We start from the raw sequence: 20,278 nt of genomic DNA on the forward strand, positions 1-20,278 counted from the left end.
ATCTTGCAGCATTGCGAATCGTTGAACAAGTTATGGGAAGAGTCAATCTTGAGAATTGGATGCTTCTGCTTAATCCGCATGCCGGAGGAGGTAGGGGCAAAAAAGACTTGGAGCAAATTATGGATCTGCTTCAAAAAGCAGGTTTTGAGTTTGAGCTATTCATTTCAACTTACGCACAACATGCCATTCAATTGACGAAAAATGGCATTGAAAAAGGTTACCGACGAATTATTGTAGCGGGTGGCGATGGTACCCTTAACGAGGTGGCCAACGGTGTTTTGCGACAAACGGTTTGCGATCCTTCAGAAATTCTGATTGGCATGATTCCCGTGGGAACGGGAAACGATTGGATCAGAACTTTCGACATTCCCAATGATTATAAAAAAGCCATTAAGCGAATCCGCAAGGGACGTGTGTTTTGGCAGGATGTTGGGCAGATTCGTGCCCGCCAAAATGGTCATCAGGAGCTTCGTTTTTTTACCAATATGGCTGGTTTTGGCTTTGATGCTTTGGTTGCCGAGAAGGCCAATCGCTTGAAGGAACGGGGACGTGCAGATTGGTTTGTGTACCTGCAAAGTTTGGTAAGCAGCTACCTGTCTTATAAAACCCGACAGGTGAGTGTGGTGGTGGATGGCAAGGAACTTCGTGATTTGATTTTTTCAGTGAGTGTTGGGATTGGAAAGTACAACGGAGGAGGTTTGCTGCAAGCGCCCAATGCTGTTCCCGACAATGGCCTTTTTCAAGTCACCATCATTCATAAAATCGGGTTGGTTGGTATTTTGAAGAATTTGCCAGGCCTGTTTAATGGCCGCTTTATTAAGGATCGTCGGGTGTCTGTCCTTCAAGGGAAGGAAGTGTTGGTTGAATCCGCTTTTGAATTGGCTGGTGAAGCCGACGGAGAAAACCTAGGAAATCACCGTTTCGAGCTAACTGTTCTCCCGAAGAAGTTGCAGGTGATTGTTGGTAAAAAAGCATTTCCAAAATCACAGGAGCAAGCAAAATCGGAAGAACTGGAAGGTGTTCTTTTGGATTAGGTGATAAGTGTTGATCTTCAAAGTGGTACTCTTTTGTTCTTCTAGCTGTGATTGACCTTTTTGCTTAGTGCGATAAGTTCTTGAGCCAGTTTTTCGTCAGTAGCATAAAGAATTCCCCGATGGTTCATAAAGGTCGAATCCGAACGATTTAAATCCAATGGCTGGCCATGCATGTCGCTAACCCAAGCTTGAGCTTCTTGATAAATGCAGGCACTTGCAGCATAGTCCCACAGGCTTCCACCTCCTGGTTCCTCTTTGGCATATTTGAAATAACATGCTGGTGCTTGCTCCAATACCCAACAGGCATTCAAGGCCGCGCCCCCCTGGAAACGTGTTTGAAACCCGTGATACCCTAGCTTTTTGCTGATGGCTTCCAAGGCTTCCAAGGAAGTTTCAAACAGAGCGTGATCTTGAAAACTGGTATCGCTAATTAAATGCAAGGGAGTATCGGCGGGAATTGCCACGGTCCATTTTTGTCCATTACGGAAAGCTCCTTGCCCTTTTACAGCTTGATACATGGTTTGGGTCATTGGGTCATAAATAACCCCGATAACCGGCTCTCCGGCTTTTGAAACCAAACCAATGGAAACGGCATAACCATGCTGTTGTTTAATGAAGGCCAAAGTCCCATCCATCGGGTCGATGCACCAGAAATAGTCTTTCTCAAACCGTTCGTGATTATCGGGGCTTTCTTCCCCCAAGGTTCCCAAGTCATAGTTTTGGGTAACTTCAGCCAACGATTCCAAGATCATTTCCTGGGCCATCAAATCCACTTCTGTAACCACCTGTGAGGCCAGGCTGTCACCTCCCGTTTTATTTTTAACGGTCAGCTCTTTTGTTGTGTAGTTTGAAATTAACTGTCCAGCTTTTTGGGCTGCATTGCTTGCGGCTTGGCTCAGTACTTGAAGGTCTTGGCTATATCGTTTCATCTGAATTGGGCTTATTGATTTAATTGTTTAACAACTTGGCGGGCGAGTCGTTCGCTGTAACTGTTAATTTTCCAGTGCCCGGGGCTCCATCCTTTCAAAAACCGGTGAAAATCGGTCCATGCAACGGGAAAAAGCGCACGCCAGTTGGCTTCAACTTCATCGGCATTTTGTGGTTTATTGTAGCGCGCGATGGCCTGTCGGAGTTCATCAAAGTATGTATCCAGCAATTGGGTTTCCAGTTGTTCACAATCTTCTTCGTAAAGGCAGCTGCCTATAAAATAAGCTAGGTCTTTCATACCACATCCTCCTCCTACATACTGGAAATCAACAGCAGCAACCTGCTTCCCGTTGGGCGAGAAACAGAAGTTGGCCAACTTTGCATCGCCATGCACCAAGGTTTGGAAGGGGCTGTTTTGAAGGAGTTGATCAATTGCCCGGGCTGAATTTTTCAAGGATTTGTCGGTTAGTACCTTGAGTTCATCCGGGCGGGTGTCTAAATGCCAGTAAGTGCCTACTGTCCAAAGTCCGGTGGGCTTTTCTCCTAAAAAGTTGGCATGAAAATTAGCCAGCCACTTGATGCAGGCCGTCAATTCGTCCCAAGTAACTGCTGATTTTCGTTCCGGAAAGCCTGATTCGTCCATATCTTCGAGCACCATCAGGACTTCGTCGCCTTGCTTTTCCAGTGCTAAGCATTGTGGAATTCGGCAAGCAGCATCGCAGCGATGGCTCCACTGTTGATACCAATGAGTCTCAACTTGGTACGAATGCAGTTTTCGCTGGTGCGAAAGATCGGTATTCCAGCCCCTGGGATGATGATCATTCTCCGGTAAACGTACGTGTTTGACCACAACCGTTGAATAATCAGAATCTTTCAAGCCAATACGGACGATTCGCCCATAACCACTCCAAAGGTTCTGGATGGTTTCTAGTTCCTCAAGGGCACTCGCTCCTGTTGCCTGGAGGATAATATGTTGAAAATGGTTATTTATCATTGCTTCTGAAATGCTGTTTTTTGAAGGCGCAAAGATAGTGATTCGGATAATTTGGGAAGAATTAAGGCTGGCTGACAGCGATTCTTAACGAATAGGTTAACAATTTGAGATGGGAATCATGCATTTTAAACATTCACTTCATCAGCTTCAGAATTGTGGCTACTTTCGAGGAAAAATAAAACGCATTATGACCCAGTTTTCTCATCTGATTTTTGATTTAGACGGAACGTTGATCAACTCAAAGCTTGGAATAAACAACTCATTGGACTACATGCTTAGCCGTATGAATGTGGACGTAGAAGGAGCAGCAGTTGTGGATAGTTTGATTGGGCCTCCCATTCAGGATGGGCTTAAAAACGTGTTGGGCTTTGATGCCAAACAGGTTGAGCTGGGAGTTCGTTTATTTCGAGAATATTACAGCCAGCAAGGAATGTACGAAGGGGAGTTGTATCCGGGAATTCTGGAAATGTTGGAAGAACTGTATCAGCAAGGGAAGAAGTTGTATGTGGCAACTTCAAAAAAGGACCAGTTTGTGGGGACGGTGCTGCGTCATTTTGAATTGGATCGTTATCTGGTTGATACGCAGGGGTCAGGAGGAGGTGGTCTGCACACCAAGGCTGGCTTGATTACAGCACTTATGGATCGGAATCAGCTAATTCCTTCAGCGGACTTCGTAATGATTGGCGATACGCGTTACGATATTGTGGGCGGAAAGGCCAATGAAATAAGTACAATTGCTGTAGGCTATGGTTTTGGTGACAATGAAGAGCTTAAAAGCTTAGGCCCGGACTATTTTGTAGAAGAAGCAGAAGACCTGTACGAGCTGTTGGTTTGATGGGATCTGAAGCCCTGTCTGTTTGCCAGTCAATAAACCTCCAATACGCTGAACAATACTGACAATCTGAAGATAGCTAAACACAAAACTGATGACTAAAAAGGTACTTTTATTTTTATCACAAGGATTTGAAGCTTATGAGGCAAGTGTTTTTACTGATGTAATTGGGTGGAGCCGAGAGGCCGGAATCGAGCCTGTAGAGCTGATTACAACAGGCTTACGATCAGAATTGACTTGTTACTGGAATTTGAAGGTAAAACCAGAGTTGGCATTTCACCAGATCAATGTAGATGATTACGATGCTTTGGCTATTCCGGGAGGAGCAGAAAGTGCTGGTTTTTTTGAAGATGCATATGATGTAAAGTTTCTTGATTTGATTAAAGAGTTTGATCAAGAAAATAAGATAATTGCATCAATTTGTGTGGCTGCTTTGCCAATTGGAAAATCTGGAGTTTTAGAGAACAGGGAGGCAACAACCTGGGATTTAAATGATGGTAAAAGAAGAAGAGAATTAGCTGATTTTGGCGCAATTGTGCGAGATGAACGAATTGTAATTGACAAGAATATTATCACATCAACAGGACCTGCAACCGGATTGGATGTTGCTTTTCATTTGTTAGAAATGTTAACCGATTCGGAGAATGTTGAGGAAGTTAAAAGAAACATGCGTTTTACCCTTGATGAATTGAAGTGATTGGGTAATTGTAGAGTACAATGAACTCAAATTCAGTCTTTAAAATAAGCAATCCCGAACATTGGTCCGGGATTCTCTGTGTGAAATTATTTTTATTCTAATACGCTGATTCAAATTGACGAAGGAAGCGAACATCATTTTCAAAGAAATGTCGGATATCTTTGATTCCATATTTCAACATGGTGATTCGTTCAATTCCCATTCCGAAAGCAAATCCGGTATATTTTTTCGAGTCAATGCCACACAGATCCAATACGTTAGGATCAACCATGCCACAGCCCAGAATTTCTAGCCAACCGGTGTACTTACAAACGTTACAGCCTTTTCCACCACAAATGGAGCAGCTTACATCCATTTCAGCCGATGGCTCGGTAAATGGGAAGTACGATGGACGCAAACGGATTTGTGTTTTTTCACCAAACAGCTCACGAGAGAAGTAAAGCAGCGTTTGCTTTAAATCGGCAAAGGATACATTCTCGTCAACATACAAACCTTCAATTTGGTGGAAAATACAGTGTGCCCGTGCCGAGATCGCTTCATTCCGGAAAACACGTCCCGGGAAAATAGCACGAATGGGTGGTTGTGTTTTTTCCATCACGCGAGCCTGTACACTTGATGTGTGGGTACGCAAAAGGACATCCGGATCTTTCTGAATGAAGAAGGTATCTTGCATATCACGAGCCGGGTGTTCTGGTGGAAAGTTCAATGCTGAAAACACATGCCAGTCATCTTCAATCTCAGGACCTTCAGCAACGGTAAATCCCAGTCTTCCAAAAATTTCGATAATCTCGTTGCGAACAATTGCCAGTGGGTGGCGGGTTCCCAATCGCATGGGTTCTCCCGGCATGCTTAAATCGGTTGCAGCATCGCCTTGATCGGCATTGTCGAAACTGTCTTTCAGTTCGTTGATTTTATCGAGGGCTTTGTTTTTTAGGACATTGATTGCTTGTCCAACAGCTTTCTTTTGCTCGGCAGGTACAGTTTTAAAGTCGGCAAACAATTGGCCTACCAAACCTTTTTTACTGATGTACTTGATGCGGAGTTCTTCCACTTCCTCTTTGGTTGAAGCTTTTAGTGCTTCAATTTCGTCTTGTAACTGCTTAATTTTATCTAACATCGTATCTGCTGTTGAAATAGATCGACAAAGATAATCATTCAAGGCGAAATCCTAAGCCCAAATCCTGGATTTTAAAAGTTCTTGATTTTCAGCTTGAAAATTGGGAAATAGAATCAAGACGATAGATATTGGATTTTTGGATTCTCAGATGTTCGGACAATCTTGAAATTCAAACAACTTCAAGATTCAAGTAGGTTTGCCCAACCTGAAAGAACACGAACTAGAAACTTCTCACCTTCACTTTAGGCACTTTTGCGCTTTTACCCGGTTCCTTTTGGCTTTCCGAACTTACTGAATAATGCTGATTTTCTTGACACGGATATCCTGTTCGGGACGGAAATCATCGTCCGTTTTTTGCTGGACAATACGATCGGCAATATCAAGGCCGCTAATAACTTCGCCAAAAATGGTGTAGGTGCCATCCAAATGAGGGGCACCACCTTCTGTTTTGTAAATCCGTCGCTGTTCTACAGTAAAGGTATGCCCGTTTTCTTGTTCGATCTCATTCAACTCCGAATCCGAATAGACACGACCGGTAACAATGTAGTACTGCGAACCATCCGAACGACGCTTGCTGTTTCCCCGATCTGGTTTCCGCGGTGATCCAATCATGCCGCGCTTGTGGAAAAGCGTGGGAACAATGTGTGCGGGTAGCGAATAGCCGGGGCCTTTCCAACCCACCACATCATCCGGTCCGGCATAACGGGTGTCTGCTGCTCCACTCTGAATCCCAAAACCTTTGATTACCCGGTGGACCAAAAGGCTGTCGTAATAGTTTTCGCGGACCAGTCGGATAAAGTTATCGCGGTACTCAGGTGTTTCATTAAACAGCCGAATGCGAATCGTTCCGTAGTCCGTTTCAATCAGTAAGCCTTTTATTTTGCTGTTGGCCTCGCTTAAGGCTTTGCTGGTTTTTGTCTGCAGATTTTCCAGTTTTTGGGGTTGTTCAGTTCTTTTTTTAAGCAAATCGGCAATGTAGGTTGAAGGGATGACCAGGTTTTGATTCTCGTAGCTGATCACTTCGGCAAAGCCAAGTCCGATGCACTGGAAATTAGAGACGAAGACAGGGGTTCCGTAGTTTTTGGATCGAAACTGGTTGTCAACGCGATAGAGCTTCGCCCCGGAAAGGGTGGCAAACTCCAGTACTTTGCCACGGTGCAGTGGAAGGGTGTTGTTTTGTGGTTTGGTGAGGTAAATACTTTTAGCCGACTCAGGAGCAATGCCAGCATACAAGGGGATGGGCTGCCGTTCGATGCCTTCAACTTTCAGAAGAACCAGGTTATTGATACGGTCAACAGCTTGGTAGCCTGAGACAGTATAAGTTTGTTCTTCATCAAAAGGAGTGATGCGGGCGGTAGTTGCATTTTCCAGTGTGGATAGGCGACATACAACCGTTTGCTGATCAACAAAGAAAGCCGTTTCACTTTCTAAAAAACGACCTTTGTCAAAGCTTTCAATTTTAACCAGTGCAGGAATAAAATGGGCGTAAGATTGTCCTTCAGAAGAAGGTGTCTTTTTCGGAGCTTCCTGTTTTGTAGGCTGTTTTTCCTTTGTTGCGTTGGAGGAACAACTGCCCAATCCAAGCGTTAGCCCGAGAATAGCGAGGAAGAACAGGCTATTTTTTGCACGGTTAAAAATCATGGTTGTTTTTATTGAATTACATTCACTTCAATAACGACATCTTTTAGTGGACGATTGTTGCCGTCCACCTCGAGTGCAGCAATCTTATCGATTACTTCAAAGCCAGAGATACATTGCCCGAAAATGGTGTATTTGCCATCTAAATCAGGATAACCGCCGACGGTGGTGTATGCTTGGCGTTGAGCTTCCGAAAATTCAAGGGTGTTCCGGTTAAGCTCATAGCGCGAAGCGATGTCTTTTTTCACTTGGCCGGCAATTTTCCGGAATTCGTCAACTTTATTCTCTGCTTTTAGCTGTTTTAGCTGTTCGCGAACTTCCGGGGTGTAGATCTGACGGGTGATTTTTTTTCGGATTGGACGATTCACAGCCATCTCAAGCGTATCAAGTTGGCCGGAAGTAAATACCTGTCCTTTGACAATGTAAAACTGGGAAATGTCCGATTGTTTAAATGGGTTTACTTCATCTGGTTGCCGGGGAGCGCAAAGGGCTCCTTTCTGATGAAAATAGTGCCCAATAATTTCGTCATCAACCGTATGCTCCGGATCGCCATAGCCAATACGCTTTCCCGGGGGAGCATTTCGCGACGATTTGGAACCTCCCTGGATAAGGAAATTCTGAATAACCCGGTAAAACAAGGTCTTATCGTAGTACCCTTCGTTAGCCAATTTAATAAAGGCATCACGATGTTTGGGGGTATCATCATACAGTTTGAATTTCATGGTGCCCAAGTTGGTCTTTACTTCAACCACATGTGTTTGAGCTTGGGCGGCCCAATTCAACCCCAATAGAATAATAATCAAAAATGTAATTTGCTTCATCAATCCAATACTTTCACTTTCATTTGAACATCTTCCAATGGACGGTCATATTGGTCTGTTGCTACAGCCGCAATTTTGTCCAATACATCCAATCCCTCAATTACCTCGCCAAAGATGGTGTATTCGTTGTCAAGCGAAGGATAACCACCAACGGTGGTGTAGGCTTTCCGACGTTCTGCGTCAATTTTTATTGGAGCCAACTGACTGGCTTCTTGGTTTGCGGCTTCCCTTAGTTCGGCAACTCGGATGTTGAATTCGTCCAGCTTATTTTCCATTTTCAGCTGGTTTAGTTCATCTTGGGCTTGGCTAAAATGCTTTTGCATCAGTTGCTTTTCGCGCTGTTTGTTCATCTTCATCTCCATGGTATCCAAGGCACCATGGCTAAAAACTGTTCCTTGGAGAATGTAAAACTGAGATCCTGAAGATCGTTTTTCGGGGTTGCTCGGGCCTCCTCGACGAGCTGCAGCCAACACGCCTCTTTTGTGGAAGAGGGAAGAATCGATTTCAGCAGGTAAAGTATAGCCCGGAGTTCCACCGCCAAGACGTTTGCCAGCTTCTGCATTCTTTGAGTTAGGATCTCCTCCTTGAATCATAAAGTTTTCGATCACCCGATGGAAAAGCAAACCATCAAAGAATCCTTCCTCTGTCAGTTTGATAAAGTTGTCGCGATGGGCAGGTGTCTGATTAAACAGGCGAATGGTCATGTCTCCATAACTTGTTTCAATTTTTACATGATGTTCAGCGGTTTGTGACTTTTGAGGCGTTCCGCACGAAACCTGAAACAGTAGCGTTAAAATAAGGAGGCTGTAGCCAAATTGCTTCATGATATTAAGGTATGAGATTGTTTGAATATTTGAGTTGTCGCACAAATATAAGAATAATGGGAGGGACTTGAAAAGGGGGCAAAGGGTGATAAGTCAGGGATGGCTCCCAAAGTGTTTTTAACTGCGAACGACTAATCGATAAGTTGAACACCGGGGGCTGAAAACTCAAAAAAATAGTATCTTGCCCAATTATGGAACGACTACAGGTAAACTCAAAAATAGAACTGGAACGCTTGAAGTATTCACATGCTTTTCAGGTTTTTCAAGCCATTGATACGAATCGTGATTTTCTGGAAACCTGGTTGCCTTTTGTGCAGGATACCGAGACTCAGGAAGATACTGAAGCATTTGTGTGCTCGGTAACATCGCGCCCAACGAGTGAGCGGGATGAAGTTTTCGTGATTTGGTACGAGGGACACTTTGCTGGTTTAATCGGTTATAAGGATACCGACCGCGTGAATTTGAAAACGGAAATTGGTTATTGGCTGATTAAACGGATGACGGGTAAGGGAATCATTACCCAGGCAACTAAAGCTCTGGTTGACTTTGCATTTAGCAGCCTGGGAATGAATCGCATAATTATTCGATGTGGAGTGGGCAATGACAAGAGTGCTGCTATACCTCGTCGACTTGGGTTTTCGTATGAAGGAGCGGAGCGGGAAGGAGAGAAGCATCACAATAAATACATCGATTTAGAAATTTACAGTTACTTAAAACGAGAATGGAAGTCCTCTTAGTGATTGATTATTAAAAATTAAAGGGTGTTTTGGTCTATTGTCAATTTTCTTTTTCAGACCTAAAACCTTTTTAATCTTTGAATCGTTTAATGTTTTGTTCGATTTTTTTACATTTGCAATGAATTTTATGTCCAAAAGCCAGAAAACAGTTGGACGAAAACAAGAAAACAAAAACATTAAACACAATGGAAAACAAAACAATCAGAAGAACTCTGTATAGAGTTTTAAGGAAAACGGGGGTCCCCAGGAAGGAGATAGAGTTGGATGCGACCTTCAATGATGATCTGAATTTTGATCAGGTGGATTGGGCTCTGTTCTTGTTCTACCTTGAAGAATCATTCAAGATCGATGTAAAAGATGAGGAGATTTCACGGATGCATCAAGTTCGTGATACCTTGAGTCTCATGGAAATGATGGCATAAATTAGGTATAAATAATTTGAGTTAATGAAGGAGACGGCCTTAGAAGACCGTCTTTTTTTGTGCCTGAAAACATGGTCGCAAGCCCCAGAATTCTATGTAACTTTACAATAGGTGATTGTAAGGAGTGAGGCTTTGAGAAAGGATAAACACATATCTCTCTCGGAAAAAGAACTACTTGTTAAGTTGAATCGTGGAGACGTGGAAGCTTTCAACAGGCTCTTTCGATCGTTCTATAAACCGCTCTACTTCTATGTTTTTCGGATAACGGGTGAGTCGGAAGCAAGTAAAGATATTCTTCAGGACGTATTCTCTCAACTTTGGAAAGAGCGTAATAACCTGCCTATTCGGTATTCCTTGAATGGCTATCTGTACCGAATGGCTCGGAATAAAAGCTTGAACTACATTCAGCAGAAGAAAAGAGAAGATTTGAGAAACAAAGATTACCGAAACGCCTTACTTCATTCGATTGATTCGGAAAACCAGGCTGATCGTAAAGAGCTACTTCGATTAGTTGATCAACAAGTGTCAGAATTTCCTTCCCGTCAAAAGCAAGTTTTTTTGCTTAGCCGTCAACAAGGTTTAACCCATAGAGAAATTGCGGAGCATTTAAATCTTTCTCTAAAAACGGTAGAATCCTTGATATACCGAAGTTTACGGCGCCTTAAAAACAATCTGAAAAATTTTTTTTGAAAAAAAGTGGGACGACTTGTAAGTGATCTTTGATTTTGAGTTGCCTTAGAAACAGAAAATCAAAGCAGATTTTTACAATGAAAGCTGAAAACCGCTCTGTTTCATTTTTGACGGCATCTGTTTCAAGCTGGGCAATTCCCTCGGTTTCGAGAACAGACCAAAACGACACCTCTAAGGTGTTGTCGGTGCTGCATCCGCGGGAAGAATCGTCCGAGGAGTCAGATGCAGAATGCTTGGACCGGATTGTGTGTGAAGACCGGGGAGCCTTTCGGAAGTTATTCGAAAAGTATTACAAGGAGTTGTATGGTTTTGCTCGGAAATATGTGGATTCCGGAGATGCTTGTAAAGACATTCTCCAAGATGTTTTCTCTTACCTCTGGGAAAAACGCGACCGGCTGGAAATCAATCAATCTGTGAAAGCCTACTTGTATCGAGCCGTTTACCACGGATGTCTGAATCATCTGAAAAAGACAAACAGCGACCTGCAGCATTTAAGCAATTTCCATTTGCAACAGCAGCAAAGTCGCTCATATGCCAATGATGCAGTGGAGCAGCTTCAGGAGAAAGAGCTACAAAAGACGATTCGGCGTGCGGTGAATGAATTGCCGGAACAGTGCCGAAAGATTTTTTCACTAAGCCGTGAAAAAGGCTTGAAACACAAAGAAATTGCTCGTGAACTCAATATTTCAACAAAGACGGTGGAGGTTCAGATTTACCGTGCTCTGAAATATTTGAAGCACCAATTGAAGTTACAGGAAAAGCAAAACAACAATTAAGAACGACACCGAATGAAAACGCAACATCATATCGATCAATTAATCCTCAATTACTTGGAAGGTGGCTTAAGCCGGGAGGAAAGGCATGAGCTGGAAGTATGGCTTCGTGAAGACGCTGCCAACCAAAGTTACCTGGAGGAAATGCAAGCTGTGTGGATTGCAGCTGAAACCGAACTGCAAATTACGGACGACGTCATTGGTCAGGAGTGGGAAAAGCTGGAGAAGCGTCATTTTTCAAAGCCCGGGAATACGTTCAACTGGCAGCGTTGGGCAAAGATTGCTGCGATCTTTCTACTTGGAGCACTGTTCTCTTGGGGAATTAGCAGTTACCAAATGAACAGCTACTTTGCAGAGCTGGAAGAGAGTGTGATTGAAGCGCCGATGGGGGCGAAGTCAACCATCACTTTACCCGATGGATCAACCGTGATTTTGAATGCCGGAAGTGTGTTGAAATACGCGGGCGATTTTGGGAAGAACATTCGGGAGGTTTCCCTGGAAGGAGAAGCTTTCTTTGAGGTTGCTCAGGATAAGTCGAAGCGTTTTCAGGTTCGGACTTCCGACATTACGGTGAAAGCCTATGGAACCAAGTTCAATGTAAAGAGTTATGGCGATGAGCGCACCATTGAAACCACTTTGGTCGAAGGTTCTGTGAGCATTGTTAAGAATAACAGGCAAAAATCAAAAAAGGAAGAGTTGTTCCTGAAACCGCACGAACAGCTGGTTTTTTATAAAGCAAGCGAGGAGATCGAACCTGTCGAGGCAGTGACGCCGGAAGCGGCTCAGCCCGAACAAACTGTTGAACGAAAGCCTGAAAAGATCTTGATCTCCAAAGGAATTGATCCGCAGCTTTTTACCTCATGGACCGAGGATCGCTTAATCATGAAGAGCGAACCGATGCAAAAGATGGTGATCAAAATTGAACGAAAATACAATGTGAAAATTCATTTTGAAGATGCTGATTTGAAAGATTTTCGATTTTCAGGAATTATTGAAAATGAAACGCTTGAGAATGTACTGGCTGCCATTAGCATTGCATCTCCAATCGACTATACACTAAAAGACCGCGATGTTTGGCTACGTAAGAAAAAGGAAGAAAAGAATAAGAACTAACTAACTCAAACTCGAATGAAACGAGCACGCTAAAGACGATCAAATTGCGATGAATGCGAGCGTGCGAGTTCGAGAAAAACATCAAAAATAGAAACGAATGAAAATCAAACCTGACTTTAGGATGAGGCCTCCGGTGCTGTTCATCCTGCTATTCCTCACCTTATTGTGGACGCAACCCGCACTGGCACAATCTGAAGGATTATCGGTAAATCTAAGCAATCAACCAATTAAGGTTGTGTTTAATTCCATTCAGGAACAAAGCGATTATCGATTCTTTTACAGCGATGATGTGATTGACCTGAACGAACGGTATTCGATCTCATTTAGCAACAAATCGATTCAGGAAGCTTTGGAAATCCTGACCTCGAAAACGCAACTTTCATTTAAAATTGTTGAGGAAAAACTGATTGTTGTTTCCAACCAAGCGATTCAGAGTTCAGCTTTTTTGGTGAAAGGGCGGATCGTATCGGCCACAGATAATGAGCCGCTTCCCGGCGTAAATGTTGTGCTTCAGGGGACAACGACAGGGAAGGTTTGTGACTTTGATGGGAATTATGAGATTGAAGTTCCCAATGAATCTGCTGTGCTGGTATTTTCATTTATTGGGTTTAAAAAGCAGGTAGTGCCAGTCAATGCCAGACCAGTTGTTAATGTGGCTTTGGAAGAGGATGTAAGTTCCATCGAAGAGGTGGTGGTAACCGCACTAAGTATTGAACGCGATAAAAACTCGCTGGGCTATTCCATTACGCAGGTTAGTGGCGACGATATAAACGGAGCCAAAGAAAGTAATCCAATTAATTCGTTGGCTGGGAAAGTATCTGGTTTGCAGATCACCAAGTCGCCAACTGGGGTCGATGGTTCTTCGCGGGTGGTCTTGCGGGGAGTGGCTTCCATGCTTGGGAATAACCGGCCGCTGTTTGTAATTGATGGAATTCCGATGAATGCCGGTTATGGCGGAGCCGGCCGCTGGGGAGGTAAAGACAGTGGCGATGCCTTGTCTGATCTCAACCCGGAAGATATTGAATCGATGAGTGTATTGAAAGGGGCAGGAGCCGCGGCAGCTTATGGATCGCGAGGAGCCAATGGCGTAATTTTGATCACCACTAAAAAAGGAAAGAATAAAAAAGGCATTGGCGTTTCTTTCTCATCGGGTTATACCGCTGAAACGCCGATGGTAACTCCTGATTTTCAATATGAATATACCCAGGGAGCTTTTGGACAATACCCAACTTTAGCGGGAAATCCGGCAAAGCCTCTTGCTGATTATCCTTGGATATGGAGCTATGGGACTAAAATTGAGGGTCAAACGGAAACCAACTGGCTGGGGCAAGAGGAACAAATGACTCGTCAGCCCAATCCTTACGACGCGTTTTTCCGTACCGGAAGCTCATTTGTTAATACCATTTCCTTTGATGGGGGTAATGAGAATACCACTTTCCGGGCTTCAATTACCAATCAGGATTCAAAAGGAATTATGCCTAACAATGACTTGTCGAGGCAAACCATTAACCTGAGAGGATTCTCAAAATTGGGGGAGAAGTTGGAGTTTGATTCCAAACTAACCTACATCCGGTCGAAAGTTGAAAATCGCCCCTACCTCGCTGAAGATGGATCGAATATCGTTCAGTCGATTAGTATTTTACCTCGAAATATTTCGCTTGAATCAATGAAAAACAATACGGTTGATGCGGATGGCAATATGCTGGATTGGAACATTGACCCAACGTTTGCAAATCCTTACTGGGTATTGGAGAATATTTACAATGCTGATGAGAAGAACCGGCTTCAGGGAATGTTCTCCGTAAAATGGGATATAACAGATAATTTTAATGCATTGGTTCGGTCGGGAGTTGACTATTCAAATGCCAATAGCAAAGAACATGAAAACCCGGGAAGGCCATCCGATGGAAATCCTGGCAAAGGGAGTGTTGCTCAAACTATGGGAAACACCATGGAGTGGAACACAGACTTTTTAGCAACTTACAGCAAGGAGTATAACGACTTTTCATTTAGCTTGAGTGCCGGAGGAAATTACCGCTACAACAAGTACAATTCGATTTCACAAGGGGGACGCGTGATGAAAGTTCCAGGCTTGTATCATATTTCAAACTACGAAAGCTTTGGCACCAGCGAGTGGTTTTCCGAGAAATCCGTTTATTCACTATACAGTCTTGGGCAGTTCTCTTACAAAAACTACCTGTACTTGGATGTGACCGCTCGAAATGATTGGTCGTCAACCTTACCGCTTAGTAACAACTCCTACTTCTATCACTCCGAGAATGTTAGTTTGTTATTTTCTGAAGCATTCAATCTAAACTGGGATTGGCTGGATACTGGTAAAATTCGGGCTTCTTTTGCCAAAGTGGGGAATGATACGGGAGCGTATGAAATTGCACAGTATTACAGTATTCAGCAAACTCAAACCGATTTTCCGCTTGCAGGCATTGGGGGGCAATTGCCTCATTTTGATTTGCAACCGGAAGAAACCGAATCGTGGGAAGTTGGAACAAACCTGAGTTTCCTAAAAAACCGTCTGGTGTTCGACTTCACGTATTACTACAGTGTTTCCGACAACCAAATTATGAATGTCGACCTGACTCCTTCAACGGGCTACGGAACGAAGAAAATGAATGCCGGGAAGCTGCAAAATACCGGTTATGAGGTGCAGCTTAATGCCAAACCACTTGAATCGAAAAATGGCTTAAACTGGGATGTCATCCTTACTTGGTCTAAAAATAAGTCGGAGGTTGAGGAGCTTTATGGCGATATGGAGTTTTTGCCTCTGGCTGAAGAGTTTCACATGATGATTCAGGCTCGTCCGGGGGAGGCTTATGGAATGATTTATACCACAGACTACAAGCGCGATGCTTTTGGTAACAAATTGATTGACAAGGATGGTTTTGCCCAGGCAGGAGAATGGAAAGCCATGGGCAATATCAATCCCGATTGGATTGGAGGGATAAATAACCGAATCAGTTACAAAGACCTTAGCTTAAACTTCCTCATTGACGTTCAGATGGGCGGTGATGTTTATTCGTGGGGAAAAGCTTACATGGGACTTTTCGGAACCAGTGTTGAAACCCTGGAAGGCCGGGAAGAATGGAATGCTGGCACAGGAGGATTTGTGGAAGATGGTGTGAGCGAATCAAATGGACAGCCCAATACGGTTGCGATTGATCCAACGATGCGCTGGTACAACATTTACAACAGGCAAATAGGAACCGAGTGGATTCAGGATGCGACGAACGTCAGGTTAAGAGAGCTTGTGTTGGCGTATAAGCTACCTTCCAAATGGATTGCAAAACTGCCTGTCGAGAATGTTAACTTTTCATTGGTTGGGCGTAATCTTTTCTTCCTGTACCGAGCGATGGATCACTTTGATCCGGAAACCGGATTTAGCAGTGGCAATACCGGGAATGGTATTGAGCACTTGTCGCTGCCATCAACAACAAGTTATGGCGTAAATCTGAAAATTAACTTCTAGACATTCAAAAGATTAAGATGATGAAAAACACGATAAAATGGTATATCCTGATCCTGCTATTTACTTTTTCAGTTGGATGTGATGACGAGTTTAAGGAGATCAATTCGAACCCGAATGCGGTGACCGACATTGATGATGAATATCTGTTTGCCAATGCTGTTTTGCAGAGCTTGCGGGGAAATGGCAATACCTATGCTCAGTTTCCTTTTGCATCGCAGTATGCCCATGTGTACACGGGGCTAAGCAACAAGATGTTTATCGATCGGTATTACGATAATTTCACGAGTGCTGAATATCGTGATTTGTACGAAGGGATTTTTTATGGTCCAATCCGTCATATTCAGGATGTTATTCGAATGACAAAACCTGGCGGGGATCGGGAAAATGAGGTACGCCATGCCATGGCTCAGGTGGTTGCAGCAATGAACTTCTCCCGATTGGCTGATGCCTTTGGCAGTGTGCCTTATCAGCAAGGAGGACTGGGGCAGGAAGGAAACTTGTATCCCGAGTTTGACTCTGTCGAGTTTATTTATAAAGACATGATGAACAAGCTGAAAGAGGTTATTTCGGTTTTGCAGTCGGCTGATGCCAAGAAGGGCTATCCCGGGGCAGATCCGTTCTTTAACAACGATTTGGACAAATGGAGTCGCTTTGCAAACTCACTGCGTTTGCGTTTGGCCATGCGTATTCGGCTTGTCGCTCCCGATGATGCGAATCCGGTTATTGTAGAATGCTTGTCGCTTCCTTTGATCGAAGAAAATGAGCAGAATGTTCGCAATGAAAATCAAGACTCAGATATTAGTGAGTTCCAAAATCCTGCCTACAATCAATATGGATATTGGAAGTGGAAAATGAGTGACTTCTTCGTGGAAACCTTGAAAAACATGGAGGACCCGCGGTTGGAGGTTTTTGCAGCCGCCAATGCAAATGGTGAATACCTTGGACTGCCCAATGGATTGAGCGATACGGAATTGTCTAAGCAGAACCTGGAACTGATTGCTGTTCCAAGTGATCAATTGGTTGGGAAAGCATCAACTATTTACTACCTAACGGCTGCCGAAGTGTGGCTGTTGCGTGCCGAAGCTGCTTTGTTTGGCCTTGTGCCTGGTGATGCAAATGAGCTGTATCAAACAGCAATTCGGAAGTCCTTGCAACAGTGGCAGGTTTCAGAAGAAGCAATATCGGCTTACCTCAGCGATAACCAATACACAACACTGGTCGGAAGCACTGAAAGACAATTTGAACAGATTGCTACGCAGTTGTGGATTGCCGTACTGCCAAATGCAATGGAAGGATGGAGTACGATTCGTCGTACCGGTTATCCGGTACTTCCCAACCGTTATGCTCCGAAATACGATTTAGGAGTGACCGATGGAGAATTACCAACACGCTGCAAGTATCCTTCTTCAGAGGTGAATATCAATCAGGAGAATTACCTGAAGGCCATTGCAGAGCAAGGGCCGGACGAAATAACGACGCCGCTTTGGTGGGATGTCAAGAATTAAAAACAATCAAAAAACCATATTAAAATCGAACGTTATGAAAAAAATTGGCTATTTGTTTTTTACCATGTTTGCCATGACCTTGTTGCTGGCTTCCTGTAGTGAAGATGATCCGCAAGCTCCCGTTGTTGAGCTATTTGCAGAAGTGGACGAAAACGATTCGTACACCGTTAATTTTACGACTCAGTCGGAGCATGCAAGTTCCTTCTCTTGGAACTTTGGTGATGGCGAAAGTGGAAGCGGAGCAACCATAAGCCACACTTATACACAATCGGGAGAGTATACGGTAACCCTTACTGCCTCTGGCGAAGGTGGCGATGTTTCAAAAACCAAAGCGGTGACGATTGTGGCTTCAATGGAAGAATTGTTAACCGGAGGAGCTGCTGCAAGTAACGGAAAAACATGGGTAATGAGTAAAACAGCGTCCAACAGCGATGGTGCATTCTCGTTCACCAATACCCCTTATCTGCCTGCTCCTGATGATGTGTTGACACAATTTGGCATTGGCACGGAGTATGATAACGAGTTTACTTTCTATCACGATGGCTCATACAAGATCGATGCTAAAAATAGCAATGTCTTGGCTAGTGCAATCCATGCCTATGTAAACGGCACGCTCGTTGGCGATCCTATTTGGGACTTGGGCTTAGCTGTAGAAAGTTACACCGTACCTCAGAATGCAACATTTACAATGAATGAAGGCGATTTGACAGTCACTGCTCGTCAGGAGAATCCAAGTTCTGGAACGGTTTCTGATATTGAAGATATTACTTTCGAAGGGGTTACCTGGATTGAGTTTTCTCAGGAAGCCTATTTCGGAATTCTTACTTACGATACAAAAATTATTATTCGGGATATTACAGCAGACCGGATGACCGTTTCGTTATTGGTTTCAACATTGAGTCCAGAGGCTTACCCGGAAGATTTCATGAAACCATCCATCATGTACACCCTTAGTTTCGATAAAAAATAGACCTGATTATTGCTTTAGACGACGAGTCGTTTGAAGGAGATATTAATTTTAAAAAAGAGAATAGATGTTATTACGATGTTTCATTGCTTGCTTGATTGTGTTTTCCATTGTGGCTTGTGAGTCGGGTGAGAAGCCAGTGAAGAAAGAAGGTTTCCTGAAAGTTGAAGGACAGCATTTTGTTGACTCAGAAGGGAGGCAGGTTATTCTTAGTGGGATCAATTTCATTAGTAAAGATCCGAAAGAAAAGTACATGCCTTTGCAAGGGAAAGAGACGTTTGAGCAATTTGAGCGCTGGGGATTTAACTGTATTCGTTTGGGTATTATTTGGGATGGTTTAGAGCCTGAACCCGGACAATACAATGAAGCTTATTTGAAAGAAATTGACAAACGCATTGAATGGGCGAAGGAGCATGGCCTCTACGTTTTCCTGGACATGCACCAGGACCTGTATGGGGCAGAGTTTTCAGATGGTGCGCCAGATTGGGCTACTTTGGATGAGGGAAAGCCTCATTATACCGGAGCTGTTTGGAGTGATTCTTACCTGATTAGCCCGGCGGTTCAAACTGCTTTCGATAATTTTTGGAATAATAAGCCGGCTTCAGATGGTATGGGTATTCAGGATCACTATGCTAACCTATGGAAATACATTGCCAAGCGCTATGCAAATAATACCACGGTTATTGGCTATGATTTGATGAATGAGCCCTTTATGGGAACATCTGCTCAACAGGTTATGCCCTTGATGCTGGGCGCTTATGCACAGGTTTTGGTCGAAGAAACGGGGCAGATGCCGCCATCGGCTGAAGAGCTGGAAGCAATGTGGGCAGATGAAGCATCGCGTTTAAAAGCGTTGGAGCTAATCGCAACCAAAGAAAAATATGCCAAGGTGGTGGATGCTGTGTATGAATTGAGTGCTGATTTTGAGCGGAACCAACTGCAGCCAATGTATCAGAAGGTGGCTAATGCCATTCGCGAAGTGGATGCTGAGCACATTTTGTTTTTCAACCACAATTATTTTGTCAACACGGGAGTTGCTACGGCTTTGGAAGCGACAAAACTTCCTGACGGAAGTCGTGATCCTCAAGTGGCTTATGCTGCCCATGGTTATGATTTGGTTGTAGACACGAAAGAGGTTGAGAATCCAAGTTATGAGCGTGTGGAGTTTATTTTCGAGCGTATTGCCGAAAGTGGGAAACGCATGAATATGCCGGTATTGCTTGGAGAGTGGGGGGCTTTACATGGTAAATCGGCAAAAATGGTTGAAACGGCTCAGCATTTGGTAGGCTTAATCGAAGAACATCAGTTTAGTAATACTTACTGGGCGTATTATGGCGACATAGCTGAATATCCCTACTTTCAGGAAGCAATCATCCGGCCCTTTCCCCAAGAGGTGTCGGGGACACTGAAATCGTATGACTATAATCCTGCTACCGGCGAATTTACCATGACTTGGGAGGAGGAAGCTGCCATTAAAGCGCCGACGATGATTTATCTGCCTTGGCTTTCATGTGTCAATGAAGATATTCGAATTGTACCTGAATTTGAGAAGTTGGAAACTGAGCAAATCAACGGATCGGATGCTGGTTGGTTGATGGTGCCTCCAACAGGAAAAGGAGGAACCAGGGAAATGACGATTCAGTTTAGTCGTCAGGATAAGAAGGATTATTTAATCTTGGAGCAGTAGTTGGATTGAAGGTAGA

At 43.8% G+C, this 20,278-nt stretch carries 18 protein-coding genes; 12 read left to right on the forward strand and 6 right to left on the reverse strand.

Translation table 11 applies throughout. From position 1 onward, the window contains the following. Positions 1-32: 32 nt before the first annotated feature. Entirely contained in the window at positions 33-1,034 is a 1,002-nt protein-coding gene (locus BM156_RS02225; protein ID WP_093918187.1) for a diacylglycerol/lipid kinase family protein, read from the forward strand. 41 nt (positions 1,035-1,075) lie between these two features. Here BM156_RS02225 and BM156_RS02230 read toward each other — a convergent pair whose 3' ends face one another. Both BM156_RS02230 and BM156_RS02235 read right to left on the reverse strand, forming a co-directional pair. After that, a complete protein-coding gene (locus tag BM156_RS02230; RefSeq protein ID WP_093918188.1) occupies positions 1,076-1,963 on the reverse strand; it encodes an inositol monophosphatase family protein in 888 nt (295 codons plus the stop codon). A gap of 11 nt (positions 1,964-1,974) precedes the next feature. Continuing rightward, on the reverse strand, positions 1,975-2,955 hold the full coding sequence (locus BM156_RS02235; RefSeq protein WP_212733387.1) for an oxidoreductase family protein: 981 nt from the start codon (positions 2,953-2,955) through the stop codon (positions 1,975-1,977). A 187-nt stretch (positions 2,956-3,142) separates the two neighbouring features. Here BM156_RS02235 and BM156_RS02240 point away from each other — a divergent pair, with 187 nt between their 5' ends. Next, positions 3,143-3,790 (forward strand): HAD hydrolase-like protein, encoded by a 648-nt coding sequence (locus BM156_RS02240; protein WP_170846828.1) that lies wholly within the window; start codon positions 3,143-3,145, stop codon positions 3,788-3,790. A 91-nt stretch (positions 3,791-3,881) separates the two neighbouring features. Next, on the forward strand, positions 3,882-4,484 hold the full coding sequence (locus BM156_RS02245) for a DJ-1/PfpI family protein (protein ID WP_093918190.1): 603 nt from the start codon (positions 3,882-3,884) through the stop codon (positions 4,482-4,484). 97 nt (positions 4,485-4,581) lie between these two features. Here the strand turns inward: BM156_RS02245 and pheS are convergent, their stop codons facing one another. The 4 genes from pheS to BM156_RS02265 form a co-directional block, all read right to left on the reverse strand. Continuing rightward, a complete protein-coding gene (pheS, locus tag BM156_RS02250; RefSeq protein WP_093918191.1) occupies positions 4,582-5,601 on the reverse strand; it encodes a phenylalanine--tRNA ligase subunit alpha in 1,020 nt (339 codons plus the stop codon). Positions 5,602-5,889: 288 nt separating this feature from the next. Next, positions 5,890-7,242: a peptidylprolyl isomerase gene (locus BM156_RS02255; RefSeq protein WP_093918192.1), complete on the reverse strand. Its 1,353-nt coding sequence runs from the start codon at positions 7,240-7,242 to the stop codon at positions 5,890-5,892. An 8-nt stretch (positions 7,243-7,250) separates the two neighbouring features. Further along, positions 7,251-8,060 carry a peptidylprolyl isomerase gene (locus BM156_RS02260; RefSeq protein WP_093918193.1) on the reverse strand — a complete coding sequence of 270 codons (810 nt, stop codon included), beginning with the start codon at positions 8,058-8,060 and terminating at the stop codon, positions 7,251-7,253. Beyond that, positions 8,060-8,884, reverse strand: a complete 825-nt coding sequence (locus BM156_RS02265) for a peptidylprolyl isomerase (protein ID WP_093918194.1) — start codon at positions 8,882-8,884, stop codon at positions 8,060-8,062. Before BM156_RS02265 ends, BM156_RS02260 begins: the two co-directional genes overlap by 1 nt. A gap of 191 nt (positions 8,885-9,075) precedes the next feature. Here BM156_RS02265 and BM156_RS02270 point away from each other — a divergent pair, with 191 nt between their 5' ends. The 9 genes from BM156_RS02270 (at position 9,076) to BM156_RS02310 (ending at position 20,262) form a co-directional block, all read left to right on the forward strand. Beyond that, a complete protein-coding gene (locus BM156_RS02270; RefSeq protein WP_093918195.1) occupies positions 9,076-9,621 on the forward strand; it encodes a GNAT family N-acetyltransferase in 546 nt (181 codons plus the stop codon). Between the two features lie 185 nt (positions 9,622-9,806). Beyond that, the gene (locus BM156_RS20575) at positions 9,807-10,043 is read left to right on the forward strand and encodes an acyl carrier protein (protein WP_133465098.1); all 237 of its coding nucleotides are present in this window, start codon (positions 9,807-9,809) and stop codon (positions 10,041-10,043) included. Between the two features lie 132 nt (positions 10,044-10,175). Next, a complete protein-coding gene (locus BM156_RS02280; protein WP_170846829.1) occupies positions 10,176-10,733 on the forward strand; it encodes an RNA polymerase sigma-70 factor in 558 nt (185 codons plus the stop codon). Positions 10,734-10,810: 77 nt separating this feature from the next. Next, positions 10,811-11,509 (forward strand): RNA polymerase sigma-70 factor, encoded by a 699-nt coding sequence (locus tag BM156_RS02285; protein ID WP_093918198.1) that lies wholly within the window; start codon positions 10,811-10,813, stop codon positions 11,507-11,509. A gap of 12 nt (positions 11,510-11,521) precedes the next feature. Further along, positions 11,522-12,619, forward strand: a complete 1,098-nt coding sequence (locus BM156_RS02290; RefSeq protein ID WP_093918199.1) for a FecR domain-containing protein — start codon at positions 11,522-11,524, stop codon at positions 12,617-12,619. A gap of 97 nt (positions 12,620-12,716) precedes the next feature. Then, a complete protein-coding gene (locus tag BM156_RS02295; protein ID WP_093918200.1) occupies positions 12,717-16,103 on the forward strand; it encodes a SusC/RagA family TonB-linked outer membrane protein in 3,387 nt (1,128 codons plus the stop codon). Positions 16,104-16,120: 17 nt separating this feature from the next. Next, positions 16,121-17,608 (forward strand): SusD/RagB family nutrient-binding outer membrane lipoprotein, encoded by a 1,488-nt coding sequence (locus BM156_RS02300; protein ID WP_093918201.1) that lies wholly within the window; start codon positions 16,121-16,123, stop codon positions 17,606-17,608. Positions 17,609-17,642: 34 nt separating this feature from the next. Continuing rightward, positions 17,643-18,578: a PKD domain-containing protein gene (locus BM156_RS02305; RefSeq protein ID WP_093918202.1), complete on the forward strand. Its 936-nt coding sequence runs from the start codon at positions 17,643-17,645 to the stop codon at positions 18,576-18,578. Positions 18,579-18,642: 64 nt separating this feature from the next. Beyond that, complete coding sequence (locus BM156_RS02310) at positions 18,643-20,262, forward strand: cellulase family glycosylhydrolase (protein ID WP_093918203.1); 1,620 nt, start codon at positions 18,643-18,645, stop codon at positions 20,260-20,262. Positions 20,263-20,278: the final 16 nt, after the last annotated feature.

It is taken from the genome of Sunxiuqinia elliptica, from assembly GCF_900113005.1.
In the GTDB taxonomy this organism is placed as follows: Bacteria; Bacteroidota; Bacteroidia; order Bacteroidales; family Prolixibacteraceae; genus Sunxiuqinia; species Sunxiuqinia elliptica.

Bases quoted from the DNA above. Each gene is read 5' to 3' on its own strand.
- BM156_RS02225 (WP_093918187.1), top strand. From the start codon at position 33: ATGGGAAGAGTCAATCTTGAGAATTGGATGCTTCTGCTTAATCCGCAT.
- BM156_RS02230 (WP_093918188.1), bottom strand. From the start codon at position 1,963: ATGAAACGATATAGCCAAGACCTTCAAGTACTGAGCCAAGCCGCAAGC.
- BM156_RS02235 (WP_212733387.1), bottom strand. From the start codon at position 2,955: ATGATAAATAACCATTTTCAACATATTATCCTCCAGGCAACAGGAGCG.
- BM156_RS02240 (WP_170846828.1), top strand. From the start codon at position 3,143: ATGACCCAGTTTTCTCATCTGATTTTTGATTTAGACGGAACGTTGATC.
- BM156_RS02245 (WP_093918190.1), top strand. From the start codon at position 3,882: ATGACTAAAAAGGTACTTTTATTTTTATCACAAGGATTTGAAGCTTAT.
- pheS (WP_093918191.1), bottom strand. From the start codon at position 5,601: ATGTTAGATAAAATTAAGCAGTTACAAGACGAAATTGAAGCACTAAAA.
- BM156_RS02255 (WP_093918192.1), bottom strand. From the start codon at position 7,242: ATGATTTTTAACCGTGCAAAAAATAGCCTGTTCTTCCTCGCTATTCTC.
- BM156_RS02260 (WP_093918193.1), bottom strand. From the start codon at position 8,060: ATGAAGCAAATTACATTTTTGATTATTATTCTATTGGGGTTGAATTGG.
- BM156_RS02265 (WP_093918194.1), bottom strand. From the start codon at position 8,884: ATGAAGCAATTTGGCTACAGCCTCCTTATTTTAACGCTACTGTTTCAG.
- BM156_RS02270 (WP_093918195.1), top strand. From the start codon at position 9,076: ATGGAACGACTACAGGTAAACTCAAAAATAGAACTGGAACGCTTGAAG.
- BM156_RS20575 (WP_133465098.1), top strand. From the start codon at position 9,807: ATGGAAAACAAAACAATCAGAAGAACTCTGTATAGAGTTTTAAGGAAA.
- BM156_RS02285 (WP_093918198.1), top strand. From the start codon at position 10,811: ATGAAAGCTGAAAACCGCTCTGTTTCATTTTTGACGGCATCTGTTTCA.
- BM156_RS02290 (WP_093918199.1), top strand. From the start codon at position 11,522: ATGAAAACGCAACATCATATCGATCAATTAATCCTCAATTACTTGGAA.
- BM156_RS02295 (WP_093918200.1), top strand. From the start codon at position 12,717: ATGAAAATCAAACCTGACTTTAGGATGAGGCCTCCGGTGCTGTTCATC.
- BM156_RS02300 (WP_093918201.1), top strand. From the start codon at position 16,121: ATGATGAAAAACACGATAAAATGGTATATCCTGATCCTGCTATTTACT.
- BM156_RS02305 (WP_093918202.1), top strand. From the start codon at position 17,643: ATGAAAAAAATTGGCTATTTGTTTTTTACCATGTTTGCCATGACCTTG.
- BM156_RS02310 (WP_093918203.1), top strand. From the start codon at position 18,643: ATGTTATTACGATGTTTCATTGCTTGCTTGATTGTGTTTTCCATTGTG.